General features: G+C 41.9%; 10 protein-coding genes. 2 read left to right on the top strand and 8 right to left on the bottom strand.

Translation table 11 applies throughout. The features are described 5' to 3' along the window. Positions 1-3: 3 nt before the first annotated feature. The 5 genes from P1X15_RS19840 to P1X15_RS19820 form a co-directional block, all read right to left on the bottom strand. Complete coding sequence (locus P1X15_RS19840; protein ID WP_277339882.1) at positions 4-528, bottom strand: cytochrome c; 525 nt, start codon at positions 526-528, stop codon at positions 4-6. Between the two features lie 169 nt (positions 529-697). Continuing rightward, positions 698-2392 (bottom strand): hypothetical protein, encoded by a 1695-nt coding sequence (locus P1X15_RS19835; RefSeq protein WP_277339881.1) that lies wholly within the window; start codon positions 2390-2392, stop codon positions 698-700. A gap of 26 nt (positions 2393-2418) precedes the next feature. Continuing rightward, positions 2419-3756, bottom strand: coding sequence for a DoxX family protein (locus P1X15_RS19830; protein WP_277339880.1), 1338 nt, complete (start codon positions 3754-3756; stop codon positions 2419-2421). 315 nt (positions 3757-4071) lie between these two features. Next, complete coding sequence (locus P1X15_RS19825; RefSeq protein WP_277339879.1) at positions 4072-5415, bottom strand: RagB/SusD family nutrient uptake outer membrane protein; 1344 nt, start codon at positions 5413-5415, stop codon at positions 4072-4074. Between the two features lie 25 nt (positions 5416-5440). After that, on the bottom strand, positions 5441-8476 hold the full coding sequence (locus P1X15_RS19820; RefSeq protein ID WP_277339878.1) for a TonB-dependent receptor: 3036 nt from the start codon (positions 8474-8476) through the stop codon (positions 5441-5443). Between the two features lie 945 nt (positions 8477-9421). On the opposite strand from P1X15_RS19820, the gene P1X15_RS19815 reads away from it, so the two are divergent. Further along, a complete protein-coding gene (locus P1X15_RS19815; RefSeq protein WP_277339877.1) occupies positions 9422-12064 on the top strand; it encodes a c-type cytochrome in 2643 nt (880 codons plus the stop codon). Between the two features lie 67 nt (positions 12065-12131). Beyond that, a complete protein-coding gene (locus P1X15_RS19810) occupies positions 12132-12998 on the top strand; it encodes a DUF1080 domain-containing protein (protein ID WP_277339876.1) in 867 nt (288 codons plus the stop codon). Between the two features lie 11 nt (positions 12999-13009). Here P1X15_RS19810 and P1X15_RS19805 read toward each other — a convergent pair whose 3' ends face one another. The 3 genes from P1X15_RS19805 to P1X15_RS19795 all read right to left on the bottom strand — a co-directional run bounded on the left by P1X15_RS19805 (position 13010) and on the right by P1X15_RS19795 (position 15740). Beyond that, the gene (locus P1X15_RS19805) at positions 13010-14416 is read right to left on the bottom strand and encodes an OprD family outer membrane porin (protein WP_277339875.1); all 1407 of its coding nucleotides are present in this window, start codon (positions 14414-14416) and stop codon (positions 13010-13012) included. Positions 14417-14640: 224 nt separating this feature from the next. After that, positions 14641-14874, bottom strand: a complete 234-nt coding sequence (locus P1X15_RS19800) for a hypothetical protein (protein WP_277339874.1) — start codon at positions 14872-14874, stop codon at positions 14641-14643. After that, positions 14871-15740 carry a sterol desaturase family protein gene (locus P1X15_RS19795; RefSeq protein ID WP_277339873.1) on the bottom strand — a complete coding sequence of 290 codons (870 nt, stop codon included), beginning with the start codon at positions 15738-15740 and terminating at the stop codon, positions 14871-14873. Before P1X15_RS19795 ends, P1X15_RS19800 begins: the two co-directional genes overlap by 4 nt. Between the last annotated feature and the right edge of the window lie 90 nt (positions 15741-15830).

The following is a 15830-nucleotide window of genomic DNA, read 5'->3' as shown; positions in this document are numbered from 1 at the left end:
ACATTATTTTATTACAGGTCCACCTTTGCGGTCGTCAGGTACAAATAGAGGCTGTGCGGGCATTTTTATGGTAGGAAGGGTCGCAGGAGTAACCACAAAACTGGAATCAATAATTTGATTGGCTGAAAGCAAATAGGCGGTCAGATGATATACCTCGTCGTTGGTAAGTGAGCCAGGGGCATTGAAGGGCATAGCACGCCGAATGTAATCAAAGACCGTGGTAGCATAAGGCCAGTAATTACCGATGGTTTTTTCGGCACGTTTTTTAGTAGGTTCCACCTGACTATGCACCAATGAGCCATTAGGACCACCTATGCCTCCTGCGCCGTGGCAAGCGACGCATTTGGTGGCAAAAATCAATTTTCCTTTGGCGGCTACGCCTTTGCCTTGGGGCAGCCCTTTGCCGTCAGGACGAACATCAATATCTATTCTGTCGATTTCGGCTTGGGTAGCTAGTCTCCCAAAACCAAAAGAGGAAGGGACTTGTGAAGTGTCGGACGGTGAAAAATGAGACGAATGGGTGGACAAGTAGCCTGAATTTGAAAATAAGAGCCCCCAAACGATTGGAAAGATTAAAAGAGACTTTGATAAAATACCCATCAATGACGGCATAAAGAATAGTGTTTTCTCAAACAAGTTATAAATAAATCGTCACTGATTCTGCTTTTTTGTCAGAATCAGCGACGATAAAGACAATTTAGTCATATTTACCAGCTTCAAGCGTACTTCTCGACAAAGCGTAGTTTTTGGTATATCTATTCAAGACCACTGTGATGGAATCTTTGTTTTCGTTGATTCCCGACAAAATCACTTTGTTTCCCCCTTCCAATACCTCATATTTCAGTATCATACGGTTGCGTTTGGTAGGTCTAGATTCTGCTTCAATACCTTTGGTTCGACGAGTAGAGCGAGCGATAGGCTCAATCTTAGCATCTTCAGAGCCAATGTTTGCCAGTGCTTCTTTCGGAATCCATGTATCTTCTTGTGGTTTTTCTGTTTTTTTGCGAGCGGCGGCATTGGTGCGAGCATCGCCTCCAAAGTCTGTTCTGTTTCCTAAAAATTCACGTCCTTCTTGACGAACCCCTCGGTTTTTGTCTTGTAAATACAAAACTCTGTTGACAGTATCCGCTTCATAATAAAATACCCGTTGCCCCCCTGCTACTCCTGTCAGTTCAAAGGTACGGTTGATGTCGCGCATGGGAGCACCTCCACCGTTGGATAAGTCGAGGCTTACGGGTTTATTGACTTTAAAAGTGAGGGTGGTCCACTTTTCAAAAGTGGCTTGTTGCCAGCGAGTTGTATCAAGTGGAGAGTAAGGAATCACTTGATTGTTGAGTTTAAACTCAGTAACTTGATAATTGCCTCTAAGTGATGAGATTCCTTTGATAGCGGGCTGCTTGTAGGGGTCATACAAAAAATTGACAATCGCCAAATAGGTGAATACGGGCAAAAAAATGATAATAGTGGCTGTTTTGAGCGAAATACGCAAGATTCGTTGCCACGCTTCGCTAAAATTGGGATAGTAAGTAAACGGAATGGTGAATTTTTCTTGAATGAGAAGTCGGTATAACGATGGTACATAATCGATAAGGATAAACGCCGAAAGAAGCACAAAGTAAGAACTATAAACATGGACGCCACCATCATAGGAAAAGTTGACATAGACGATGTCGGCCAAAGCTCCAAAAAGTAAAACAGCACCCCAAAAAGTAGTGGCTCTAAAGAAAAGTAAAGCCCCTGCGGCTACTTCCACCACTCCCGTAAACACCTCATACCAAGGCACAATCCCAATCGAAAGCCAATAGATTTTTTGCAGAGTCAAGTCTCCAAAGTTGGTATTTAAAATACCCCACGAAGGATATGGAAGCTGAGTAGGCGTAAGTTTAGTAAATCCAAAACCAATGATACCAATGCCTGCTCTATATCTTACAATCACCCGTAGCCAATAATATAAAAGATGATACTCCGCTCGCTCGGATTTGCGATAAACCGCGATAGCCGTCCCAATCAGTCCCACTACTACCGAAAAGATGAAGGTAATCACCCAAATAGCATAACCATTTAGATTAGACCCAAAGAGGGTAGTGCCGAAGATGTTAAGTCCTGACCCAAACCGAGCGATGTCGTACAGATCCCGATAATGCAGGTGCAGCCAATCAAACGATACGATTTCTTTGTACCAATCAAGACTATTGGGCAGTGCCATACTTACAAAAAACACAAAGGCGATTCTGAACAGAATTTTTTGCCAAGGTTTCCACGAAGGTAGCTTAGATGAAGGCTCTGTATGCTGAGGAAAAGGCTCAACCGTTTTGTGGGTAGCTGTTTTTTGACTTGCGGTGTTTGTTCCCAAATCAACCCGTTCTGACGTGATTTTTAATGCTTTAGCCATGAGGTAAAAGGTTTTAAAGGAAAATGTTAGAGTTTCAAGCCACGGCGGCGCCCCGTTTTTTGGGCTTCAAACGTGAGGTATTTTTTGTTGATTTTGTTCAATACAGCATAGACAGAATCACGCTTTTCGTTGATGCCTTTAAGTACAAAAGTAGAATCGTTGGGCTGTGTAAAATGCAATGTCAAAGACTCGTTGCTATGATTTGGGTTTCTATTTTTTAGGTGCAACACATTGTTTGAAGTGTCCCATTCGTAGCTATAGTAATGTCTTCCTTGTGAACCAGCATACTCATAGCTGCGGTCGCTGTCATTTTGGAAGATTTCTTCCGTTTTTGTGTGAGCTATCTTTACAGGGCGATTAGAGCGGATACTGATAGTGTTCCATTTTTCAAACACCACATCCTGCCAGCGAGTAGAGTCCGTTTTGGAATAAGGCAAAATAGAATCGTTGACCGAAAACACACTCACATTATAGATTCCTTCGGCTTGAGGGAGACCTGCTTTTTTGGGGAATTGATAAGGGCTTTCTTTGTAACCAGCGTATGTTTTGTAACCATACAAAATCACAAAAAAGAAAATGAAGGTAGTTTTGATGGTAAGACGGGCTTTTTGCCATTGTTCTGAAAACACAGGCTGAAAACTATGAGGGGCAGTGGGTAGTTCAAGTGAGACAAGGCTGAACAAACGACGAGCATCGTAAGCAAAAAGAAATAACGCAATCGAAACCAGATAAAAACTATAAATGTATTCGCCGCCCTCGTAAGCAATGTTTGAAACAAAAACATTGCCTGTAAAAGGAATAATAATGAGCGTCGCAATTGTGGTTGTTTTACGATTAAATAATAATAGTCCACCGACAATCTCGACCAACCCCAAGAAAGATTGATAATTAGGAACGACCCCAAGACCTAGTGAAAAGAGCTTCCAAGCCGTAAAATCTCCATAATTGGTATTGAGATTACTAATCGAAGGAAGGGGTGCTTGCAATGGAAAAAGTTTGATAAATCCATAAGCAATCAATCCTATCGCTAATCGATAACGTAGAAGTACCCTAAGCCAATAATATAGTTTGTTGTAGTCGGTAGATGTAGTATCCACTTTTGTCCAGATAATGGCTCCAATGCCAGCCAACACTCCCACAATAATCCAATTGATGAGGTTGTCGTGACCAACAAAAGAAGGTGAGTACCGTGACAAATAAAAAATGTCACGGTAACTAATACTAAACAAATCGACGGAAACTAATTGCTGAAAAAAACGACTATCGAAAGGCAAAACCTGAATAAAGAAGAAGATTGAAAAAAAACGGAAAGTGTTTTTTTCTAAGTTACTCCAAGTACTGCCAACGTTGGGTTGATTTGACATGGTCGTAGGTTTTGAAGGTGATTTATAAATAATATGGTAGAGGTTAGTCCTGAGGACTTTGTTTTAAAGCTTCAAACGAGATATTCCAAGTTTCAATTTGCTGATTTCCTGAACTTGGAAAGTCTTGTCTGATGTTGGACTTTCCAAGTTTTAACTTGTTTGACTCCTAAACTTGGAAAGTCTTGTCTGATGTTGGACTTTCCAAGTTTTAACTTGTTTGACTCCTGAACTTGGAAAGTCTTGTCTGGTGTTGGACTTTCCAAGTTTTAACTTGTTTGACTCCTAAACTTGGAAAGTCTTGCCTGATGTAAATGATTAATAACCAGGGTTTTGTTCCAAAGATTTGTCAGAAAGTAATTGTTGAACTGGAATAGGGAGCAACAAACGATTGGCATCTGTAACTCCAAAAACGGTATTAGCTCTACCTGTGCGAACAATATCAAACCAACGATGAGGCTCAAGAGCGAACTCGACACGCCGTTCATTTTCGATGGCTAAGAGTACGTTATCTTTGGTAGCCGCAGTGCTTGGGGCTATTCCTGCTCTATCTCGTACAAGATTTAAATCCACAAGTGCTTCATTAAGTTTTGATTGTTGGGCGAGTGCTTCGGCTCTTATAAGGTATAATTCAGCAATACGAATGATGTAAGAAGGATCAGAGGCAGGATTGCGATAATACAAGTTTCCGTACCAGCGGTTTTGATTGTCTTTGGCTACCAATGTGCTGCGGTTTCCACCCACGGTAGGGTCGTTGAGTAAGGCCACCAAGGCATCATTTGGCGCCCATTGACGGGTACCGCCGTTGGTTTGAGGCTGCCATTGGCCTCGGTGGGAGTTTACTTCGGTGGTGCCATTGTAAAAAATCTCAAAAATAGATTCGGCGGTACCACGGGCATCATTGGCAAAAAAAGCACTAAAAGGTTTTAGCAAACGATAATTGGTCACATCAGTGATTACTTTGCTGGCGTATTCTTCGGCTTTCGCCCATTCTTTTTGATAAAGATGATAACGTGCTCGCAAGGCCCAAACGGTTTTGCGTGTAGCTCTAAAACGGTCGGTAGTAGCAGGTAGAAGAGGTTCAGCGGCTTCCAAATCTTTAAGTACTTGGGCATAAGTCTCGGCTTGGGTGCTACGTTTAAGACCTACATTGTCTGTTGGGTTGACGGTCGGAACCGTAATCAAAGGAACTCCTCCCCAAGTACGAGCCAAGTCAAAATAAGCCAGTGCTCTGATGAAATAAGCTTCTCCGATGTATTGATTTTTAAGTGCTTGTGTGAGTTGTGGGTCGGTCACATTGGCTACTTTAGTGATGACGTTGTTGGCGCGATTGATAGTTCGATAGATAGCTACCCAAGCCGAGCTAATGGTGGCGTTATCGGCATTTACTTTCTTGTTGATAAATTCCTGAACTTGCGATTGTGAGCCAGTCCATTGAATATTGTCACCAGAAAGATACCCAATCGACTGAAAACTTGTGCCATAATAATCACCGCTTGCCAATGCACTATATACGCCTCTAATAGCTGTCTCTGCCGAAGTACGATCTACAATCGTAACGGCATCTGAGATGGATTCTTTGGGGTTTACTTCCAAAAATTTTTCGCAGCTTGAAAGCAAAACCACCAACGACATGCTTAATATATTCTTGACTAATTTCATTTCGATGTATTTTTTCAAAAGAGTGTTAGAAAGAAAGATTGATTCCTACTTGTACGCCCAATGGCTGAGGGGGAGTTCCTAAATCAATTCCTTGTTGGTTCTGGCTACTGCTAGCACTAGATTCTGGGTCTAGGCCTGTGTATTTGGTCAGAAGCCATAGGTTGGTTCCGGCTAGATATACACGGAGGGTTTCGATGCCCACTTTCTTAGTGGTGTTTTTGGGAAGAGTATAGCCTAGGTTAAGCGAACGAAGTCTCAAAAAAGAACCATCTTCGAGCCAACGACTTCCACCGTCTCGGTAATTGTTGACATTGACACCGTCGGGGCGAGGAGTATCAGTGATGTCTCCCGGTTTTTGCCAACGGTCGTTGTTGCTGGCCAAAATCACCCGCGCCGCGTCGCGTGCGCCTCCTCCTTCTCCAAAAAATCGATTGTGATTGTAGATTTTGTTGCCGTATTGAAAAGAGAAAAACAACGAAGCATCAAAACCTTTATAGGTGAAGTTGTTGGTGAGTCCTCCAAAGAATTTTGGCCAAATACTGCCCAAAATTTGGCGGTCGGCTACCGTGATTTGGCCATCTTTGTTGACATCATCATAGATTACGTTTCCAGTTTCGGGACTGACACCCAGTTCTTTATACACCCAAAACGAATACAACGGCGTACCTTCTTGGAGTAAAATCAAATCTCGACTTCCGTAGCGGAGTGGATTAGGGAGTTTTTCGATTTTGTTGATATTTTGAGCTACGTTAAAACTTGTAGTCCAAGAAAGTGACCCTTTGCGGATATTGACGGTATTGAGTACAAATTCAAAACCTTTGTTGCTGATTTCGGCGGCATTGGACCAATAGCCACTAAAGCCAGTAGCGGCCGGAAGGGCTAATTGTAAAAGGCCGTTGGAGGTATATTTGTTGTAATAATTAAGCTCAAAGCCTATGCGCGACTCAATGATAGATGCGTCAATTCCGATGTTAAATTGGCGCGTGCGTTCCCATTGTAAGTCGGCATTGCCAAGTTGTTGGGGCGCTATACCAGCATTGCCTTGGTAAGAGGCCCCCCCGGTCCAAAGTCCTTGAGAAGCAAAGTCTCCAATACCGTTTTGATTGCCAGTGATACCCACGCTACTTCTGATTTTGAGGTCAGAGAGCCAGTTAACATCCCGCAAAAAGCTTTCTTGTTTGGCACGCCATGCTACTCCTACTGAAGGAAAGTATCCCCATTTACGGTTGTTTCCAAAGCGGGAAGAACCATCCGCCCTTACGCTAAAATCGAGCAAGTATTTATTATCAAAAGCGTAATCGATTTTTCCGAAGAAAGAAGCCAAGTTGCTTTTGCTCCAACTTTGTGAGCCGGCAGTGGTAGCAGCGGAAGAAATTTGAGTGAATTGATTGTTGGCAAAACCTCTTCCTTCGGCATAAGTTCGGGTTTGGAGGTCGCTTTGTAAAGTATTCCCCACCAATATGCCCAAGGAATGTTGTGACCCAATTTTTTTACGGTATTGCAGGGTTTGTTCGTTGAGCCAAGTCGTAAATTGCGTGATAGAAGAAGTAGCCAACCCATTCGGACTTCCCGAAATCAGGAGATTATTCCAATATTCAGACTCGTTATAGTTGTTGTAATCAATGCCCCAGCTACTTCTAAATTTCAAATTGGGTAAAAGCTGTACATCTGCATATAAGTTTCCGATGTAGCGTAGACTTGTGGAGTTAACATTGTAGTTGTCAAGCAATAAGGTCAAATTATCAAACCCTGCACGGCCTACCAACACGCCTTGTTCGTTGACGGGCGAAAGATAGGTAGGAGTGTGTAGCGCGGCCTGCAATAAACCTCCTGCTGGACCATCACCAGCTCTTGCTTGATTGCGATACGTGCGAGTGAAAGTATTGCTAACCCCAACTTGTACATTGTCATTTACTTTTTGGTCAAGGTTTACTTTGAAACTTGCTCTTTGGAAAGTAATAGGTTTGATGATAGCTTCTTGATTGTTGAAACCTCCTCCAATGTAATATTTGGTACTTTTGGTACCTCCCGTGAGCGAAAGGTCGTAATTAGCGAGTTTGGCGGTGCGGAAAAGCTCCCCTAAGCGGTCATAAGTTTGTTGTTCTTCGGGCAATCCGCGTCCACCTTCAGAGACGGGACGAAACGGGCGATTGGCAAAAGTACGATTAAGCGAAGGCGTATCTTTGCCAGTATTAATCCACCATTCATTGACGAGTTGGGCATGTTCTGGCCCAGTCGTGAGTTCCCAGAGCTTAGTAGCTTTGGCTTGCCCAAATGAAGCATTGAAATTAACTTTTGGTTTTTGCTCAAAATTTCCTCTTTTGGTGCTAATAAGAATCACACCATTTGCACCTCTAGAGCCGTAGAGGGCAGTTGCTTCGGCATCTTTGAGTACTTCGATACTTTCGATGTCGTTAGGATTAAGGTCGGAAATAGGCGAAGTTGCCTTTCCACCAGTGCCGATGGTCTGGAGACTGTTGTTGTTGATAAAAACGCCATCTATCACATACAGGGGATCGTTGTCGGCATTGATAGAAGTGGCACCTCTTACCCTAATATTAATCACCTCACCCGGTACGCCTGTACTTGAAGAAATCTGAACCCCTGATACTTTTCCCTGAAGCTGTGCATCGAAGCTCCCCGCTTGAATGGTTTTGGTTTCGGAAGGGTCAATTTTTGCGATAGAACCAATGAGATTTTTTCGTTCGAGCGAACCATACCCAACTACCACTACCTCAGACAATTGTTTAGAATCAGGGTCAAGCTCGATAGTAATATTACTTTCAGTGATGATAGTTTCTTTGGGTTCGTATCCAATGTAGCTTACCACCAAAGTGAAAGGGAATTTTTGTCCTGTTTTAAGAAAAAATTCCCCTTCTGCATCAGTGGTGCCTCCGTTGGTAGTGCCTTTGATGAGCACAGTTGCTCCAATCAATGTTTCTTTGGTGCGTTGGTCAATGATTTTACCAGAAAGTGTTGCGTTGATTGTGGGTGTTGTTTGGGCGATTGTAAATATGGGTATTGAAATCATGAAAACCCATGTAAGTAGTCTTCCCTTCATTATGCTTGTGTTTTAAAATTAAAACAATAACTATAGATATAGTATATTAATAAAAAAACGTATAACCGAACAAAAAGACACGAATTAAACAACCACCGTCAAATACGGCTCCTTGTCCATGTTATACGCTAATATCTTGAAGAAGTAGTGAGAGTATTTTAAACAATCCTCAATCCATGAGGGTCACCACCTTCTTTTTTGAAAACAGACACCTATCCATCTTTCACACGTATGTTTACACTTGTTTAAAGATAAATTTTCTTGAAGCGGCCCTATTGCAGGTGGTTTACAACAACAGCCGATTGAAGCTTGAAATACAAATTACTACCAAATGATATATTAAGAATGAACATTTTCGTATATCATTTGATGCTGCAATGTTAGGGAGGGATTTTCATAAAAACAAACAAAAAATTTGATTTTTTTTATAATTAACTCCCTAAAATAGATGTATTTATAGGATATTATAAAGATTGTAAAAGTGTTTTTTTGTTAAAAAAATATACTTTTAAAGTATTATTTCAAACAAATGTGGTTTTAATGATAAAATAAAACCACCTCCAACAAATAAAACAGTTTGTGGTGAGAACTTGATACTAGCATATGATTAAAACCCTAATAATCAATAGAGCACTGGAATTCGTAAAAAAAGGGGGTATCCCTAGAAGTATTGCTTTCGAATAAGTACTAAGTGACAGGATACCTATGAGTACTTTTCTTTCTATATAACCATTGTACAATTTTAAAGTAACCCATGAAGGTTTATAAATACTAAACTATATTTGGCAAAAATTAACAATGGAGGCTTTTTTAGATGACACACCGCCCGAAATATTATTGATTAGGATGTCGTTGTACTCTTTTTTTAGTGAAATTTGCGTTGTCTTGTACAAACCTCTATGAAAAATTAATCTTTTATCTTATATTAAAGATCTGTATATCAGTATGTTAAAAATCTCCTATGCGATTATTTCAACTTTTTTAATGCTTCTTTTGGGGGTAACCCAACCTTGGAGCGAGCATACGTCTCCAAACGCTGAAATATGGAGTCGCGCTGATTCGCTTCGTAATGCCAGTAGTTGGCCTGCTGAACTGAACATTAGTAATTTTGCCAGTGCTGATCTTACCCCCAGTCCAGCTTGTTTGGCAGTAGCACCTACGGGCGAAGTGTATGTGGGAGTCGATATGATAGGTTCGCTAGGCAAAAAACCTGGCAATGGCCGCATTGTAAAGCTCGTAGATACCAACAACGACGGTAAAGTAGACAAGCATACGGTCTATGCAAGTGTGGACAATCCACGAGGTATTTTATCGGTGGGCGACAAACTATACGTGCTTCATACGGTGTTTTCTAAAGAAACGGGTATTGCTTCTGGTATGGATTTGGTGGTGTTTGAAGACAAAAACCAAGATGGCGTAGCCGATGGCCCTTCTTCTCCGCTGATTGAGCATGTGAGTTCGCCTAAATTTCTTCAAAGTAGAGGTACCGACCACGCTACCAATGGTATCCGAATGGGGATTGACGGTTGGATTTATATCGCAGTGGGAGATTTTGGATTTCATAACGCCACCGACCGCAGCGGCAAAAAAATGACCATGCTCGGTGGAGGGATTGTAAGAGTGCGTCCTGATGGTACCGAAATGGAGGTATATACCCACGGAATGCGTAATATCTATGATGTAGCTATCGACCCTTTCATGAATATTTTTGCAAGAGGCAATACCAACGACGGCGGCGGTTGGAATATTCGCTTTAGTAATCAAATCCAGTCGGGAGAATATGGCTATCCGGTTTTATTCAAACATTTTACCGACGAAATCATCCCTGCTTTGGTGGATGTAGGTGGAGGCTCAGGTACGGGGGCTTTGTTTATGGATGATGATACCTGGCCTGCCCAATACAACCAAGTCCCTATGATGGCCGACTGGGGGCGTAATCAGCTTTATATTCACCGTGTTACGGCTGATGGCCCAAGCTTTACCCAAAAAGAAGAGGAGTTTATCAAACTCGCCCAAATCACCGATGTAGACATTGATGCCTCGGGCCGTGTGTATCTTTCGGCTTGGGATGGAGCAGGCTATTCTGGCAATCCAAGCAAAGGTTTTGTGGTGAGGGCAGTTCCCAAAAATTGGACTTACAAAGCTTTTCCTGATTTGAAAAAAGCTTCTGTTAAAAATTTAATAACTGCCTTAAAATCAGGAGGTGGCGCGGCAAGACTGGCGGCTCAACAAGAGCTTTTGACACGACCTGCTGACAAAACGCTCAAATCCATCTGGGAAGTGGCGGCTGATACCAAATTGTCGAAAGCAGTACGGGTTGCGGCGATTTTTACGTATGCCCAAGCTGCTGGTACCAAAGGGTTCGATAATTTGGTAAAACTCACTTCAGATAGCGATGTTAAGGAATTTGCTTTAAGGGCTTTGGCCGACCGCAAGCCTTGGGTAGATGCGGCACCGATTGCTCCCTTTTTACAAGCCATGAAAGATGCTTCGCCACGAGTACAGTTGGTGGCAGAAGTAGGATTGGGGAGATTGGGTAGAATAGAAGCCGCCGAAGAACTCCTAAAAGTAGCTGTTCCAGCTTCTTTCAAAGCTCCCGCTTTAGGCACTGAGGGCCCTCATGCTACACCCAATTCACCGATTATTTTACCCCACATTGCCGTAAGGTCGTTGGTGAGTTTGAATGCAGTAGATGCCTGTGTAAAGGCTATCGGCACCGCAAATTCGACACTTGCCTTGTGGGCATTACGCTATATGCACGACCCCAAAGCCGTAGCGGGTTTGATAAAAGCCTACGAAGCAAGCAATGACGAAGCCCTAAAAACGCAAATTCTGACGACATTGTCGAGACTTTATAAAAAAGAGGCCGATTATGATGGTTCGTGGTGGTGGAGTACTCGCCCCGATACGCACGGCCCTTATTACAAGGCTATTACATGGGAATCTTCTGATACAATCAAAGAGTTTTTGTTGGCTGAATCGAAAAAAATGGCTGACAAACAGTTTTTTATCGACCTCAATAGCCGTCATCGGATGGAGATTCCGGAGTTTGGAAAAGAAGAAGTGGCTACTGTAAAAGAGGAAGTGAAAATTGATTTGGAAAAAATCAAAAACAAAAAAGGCCAAGTAGGGGAGGCCTCGATTGAAGATGTGATGCTTGCCATGGCCAAGATCCAAGGAGATGCCGCTGTGGGAAAAACACTCTTTACGCAGCAAGGTTGTATTGCGTGTCATAGTCTTTCGAAAAGCGAAACGATGAAAGGGCCTTTTATGGGGCAGATTGGTTCTATTATGACGCGTGAGCAAATTGCCGAGTCAATTTTGAAACCAAATGCTTCTATCTCTCAAGGATTTTCGTCGGTTTTGATTACGGCCAAACGCAATAAAACCTACTCAGGATTTGTAACTGAAGAATCGGCTTCAAGATTGGTATTGCGGGATATTACGGGACAAGTATATACCATTAAAACCGCTGATATCATCAGCCGTAAAGAAATGGATACCTCCATGATGCCTGCGGGCTTGGTCAATGCACTTTCTTATGAGGAATTTGCATCATTGCTTACTTTCCTCTCACAACAAAAATAAAAGCTTCAGGGTCTCTGCTTTCTACAAAGTAGAGACCTTTTTTGAAAAACAACAAAACGCTAAAAAGATGAAAACGTGGATTACAGCGCTATTGACAATAAGCAGCTTGCTTTGTTTTGGCCAAAAAAAGGCCAATGTCGACAAAGAGGAATGGAAGCAGCTTTTTAATGGAAAAAATCTTGACGGCTGGGACATCAAAATCAGAGGCTACGAGCTCAATGATAATTTTGGACAAACTTTCAGGGTAGAAGATGGAAAAATGGTGGTACGCTATGACCAATACGATGATTTTAAACAAAAGTATGGTCATATTTTTTACAAAGGAGATTTCTCTTATTATAAAATTGCGGTCGAATATCGTTTTGTAGGAGAGCAAGCTCCCAAAGGAGAAGGGTGGGCTTGGCGCAACAGCGGTATTATGGTACACGGCCAACCCGCTGAAACGATGGGCAAAGACCAAGATTTTCCAGCATCCATAGAGGTACAACTTTTGGGAGGAAATGACAAAAAACGCACGACTTGTAATCTCTGTACGCCAGGTACAAATGTGGTTATGAACGGCAAACTCATCACGCAGCATTGTATCAACTCTACATCGCAGACTTACAACGGCGACCAATGGGTGCGCGCCGAAGTATTGGTATTGGGTGATTCACTGATTCAACATTTTGCCAATGGCGAAAAAGTACTCGAATACAACAAGCCTCAGCTTGGCGGAGGCAATGTAAGCGGACATGACCCCGCTTTGATGATTGCAGGGAAGCTGCTCGACCACGGTTCTATTTCCCTCCAAAGTGAAAGTCATCCGGTAGAATTTAGGAAAGTAGAATTGCTCAACTTGAAAGGCTGCATGGACCCCAAAGCCAAGAATTATAAGTCGTATTATGTCAAAGAAGACAATTCGACTTGTGACTATGGCAAACGCAAAAAATAGCGTCTTGGGTGTCAATAATGATAATTGACAATAAAATTAATATGGGTCATATTTACTTTGTTAAAAACATAGCGGTCGTTGTTGTAGGTTTCTCCTATTTTATCTTTTCTGACCATCAACAAAAGTACATTCAGACCTTTGAGATAATTGTCAAACTGGTAAGTAAGGCCAAGATTGATTTGTGAATAACTTGGCATTCCGTATTTGTTTAAAGCGGCATTTTTGACATCTGCCAATTGAAAATAACCGCCACTCGCTTCGATTTTAAGTTTTTTATGAGGCTTAAAAAAAGTATTGACCGTAGTGGCGGTTAAGTCACCCATTCCTTCGGTGCGTTCTCTTGGCAAAAAAGTATAAAAAGGCTCACGCCCCCACTCTCGGGGCATAAGGTAGCGCCCTTCAGTGGTGGTTCGGGTGGCATTCAAAAACCATTCAAATTTCGGTGATTGCTGTCCTATACGTACGGAAGCTACGGTAGCGCGATTGTGGGGAAGATTGTAGGTGAGTAGCTCATCAGGATTTCCACCATTTCCTACCGTAAATTGTCGTATCATTTGAGCACCTATCATCCAGTTTTTTCCTAAATGAGAAGGAGATTTCCATTCAATTTTTGAGAATATTGTATGATGGATATTGTCAGTATATTGATTCCATAGCTGTATATTCCAGTGCTTGAGCTGATAAGAAGCGCCCAAAATCCCTATAAATTTTGAGGAAGTATTGTTTTTGTACTGCGAAGGTTTTCCATCTACGCCTATCCCAACGGGATAAACCCCCATGCTTTCTCCAATATCCATCCACCTTACGGTAGAGCGTGGAGAAATTTGCCAAGTGTATTCGGCATGAATAGAAAAGTTTTTCAGTTCATTCAGTTTAAGCACTGCTCCTTCTACAAGCGTCGGGCGCATTCGTCCGTCTTGAGGATTGATAAAGGGCGTTTGGGGAACTTGCCGCCCAAGGGTTAAACTTGATTTTTTTCCAAAATGATATTTTATAAATAATTCTTCTAATCGGTCGAGGTCTTCGTGGTCGTGAGGGCGCTCAATGTCAAAAAGCCCAATTTCATAGCGATTAGATTGCCCTGTGCGTTCGTCGGGTTTGGACAAATCAGAGGAAGCAATATTGAACATAAAAAAACCACTCAAACCCAATTGAAAATGTTTTAAAATCATAGGCGTTTGATACCCAATCCCAGCACCAATCCCATATGCATAATAATCCGTGAGGTTTTTCTGGTTGAGCGTGGCCGAAAAGTAAGAACGTGCATGTCCATAAAATCGCCCTTTTTCAAAAAAATGATTGAGCGTGTTGGTATCTTTTACCGCTTCGAGGTGCGAATGAATGCCTTGCGAATAAGCAGCGTTTTTGAAAGCTATATATAAGAAGACTGTGGTAAGTAGAAGCCTTAAATTTTGCATTGGTTTTTATAAGTTTTATGCAAAAGTAGATTCCCACTTAGAAGCTATCAGTGATAATTGTCACGTTGTCAAAAAAACAGAAAGGAGCAAGTTTTTAGCGAAAAGTAGATGTGATTTTACCCTATTTTTTCATAAGTCCCAATTTGGGACTTATGAAAAAATAGAATATTTAAATTTATGTAACCTATTGATTTTGAAAGAATAATAAATGAAGATGCGTGCTTTTATGGAGTCTGATTTTTAATTTTTCGTAACGCTACAAACGCCGCTCTCAGCAGTAGCATCCAAGGTGTGCCATGAAGGATAAAATCAAACCAATCGATAGGTTTCATGCCTATGGCTCCGCCCGCAATCCAGCGAATTTTCCCAAACAAATGAGGTTCTGGCCAGAAAGGGGCAAGGCCAAGTGTAAGGCTTACCATGAGCCATAGGGGCCAATTGTTGAGCGTTGTTTTCATTTTTTTGACCAAGGATAAGTGATTTGTTGCCAGAATGTTTTGGGAAATTTGGCCAACCCAGGAAAGCCAAGCTTCACATCACTGCGCTCTTGTGGGACGTGCGCATGACCAAACAAATAATCCCAAATACTAAGTGTAATCCCAAAATTAATCCCGTAACTACCTTTGGGGATTTCTTCGGCATGATGCCAGAGATGCATCTGAGGACTATTGAGAAGGTATTTGAGTGGCCCTAATGGCAAGTAGATATTGGCGTGGTTGAGGTGACCAATGGCAAGCGTAAAAATATGGACAATGAAAAAATCATCAATTCCAAAACCAATCATCGCCAAAGGGATATATTCGATAGTACGATAGATTACATTTTCCATCCAATGATAACGCAGATGAGCGGCAAAGCCCATTTCTTCTACGCTGTGGTGTACCTTGTGAAACTCCCACATCCACGGTACTCGATGAAGTAAACGGTGAACATTCCACTGTACAAAATCACGAACTATGAAGAGCGTCAGCAATTGCGCCCATTTAGGGAGAGCCGCTACACTGATAGCCACCAGATTTTTAATACCAAAAAGCCCAAGAAAATCATTAAAAGCTTGTACCGCAACGTTGGAGAAGGCATTGTAAACCACCAAAGAAAACAGGAAAAAATTGAAGAACATATAAAACACATCTAACCAAAAATCGTGTCGAACAGTACCTTGGTTTTTGCGCCAAGGGAAAGCGATTTCCAAGCCCCATACTAAAAACGAAAGCCCAACAAGCCAATAAAAGTAATTATGCCAAGAAGGGTGGAGAATTTCGTGTAGCAGGTAATTGAAATAGCCTGAATAACCTCCTACAAATGCATCGATGTATTTTTGCATGTTTCAAATTCTAATTTTAGGTATGCATTTAGTGGGCAAAGTTCGTGGATATTTAGGTTGGTTGAGGTGATATTTGTTACAAACAGCTAA

This window comes from Runella sp. MFBS21 (assembly GCF_029433105.1).
GTDB lineage: Bacteria > Bacteroidota > Bacteroidia > Cytophagales > Spirosomataceae > Runella.
The sequence above is the reverse complement of the archived record's forward strand: the minus strand, read 5'-3'. Positions and strand labels throughout refer to the sequence as shown.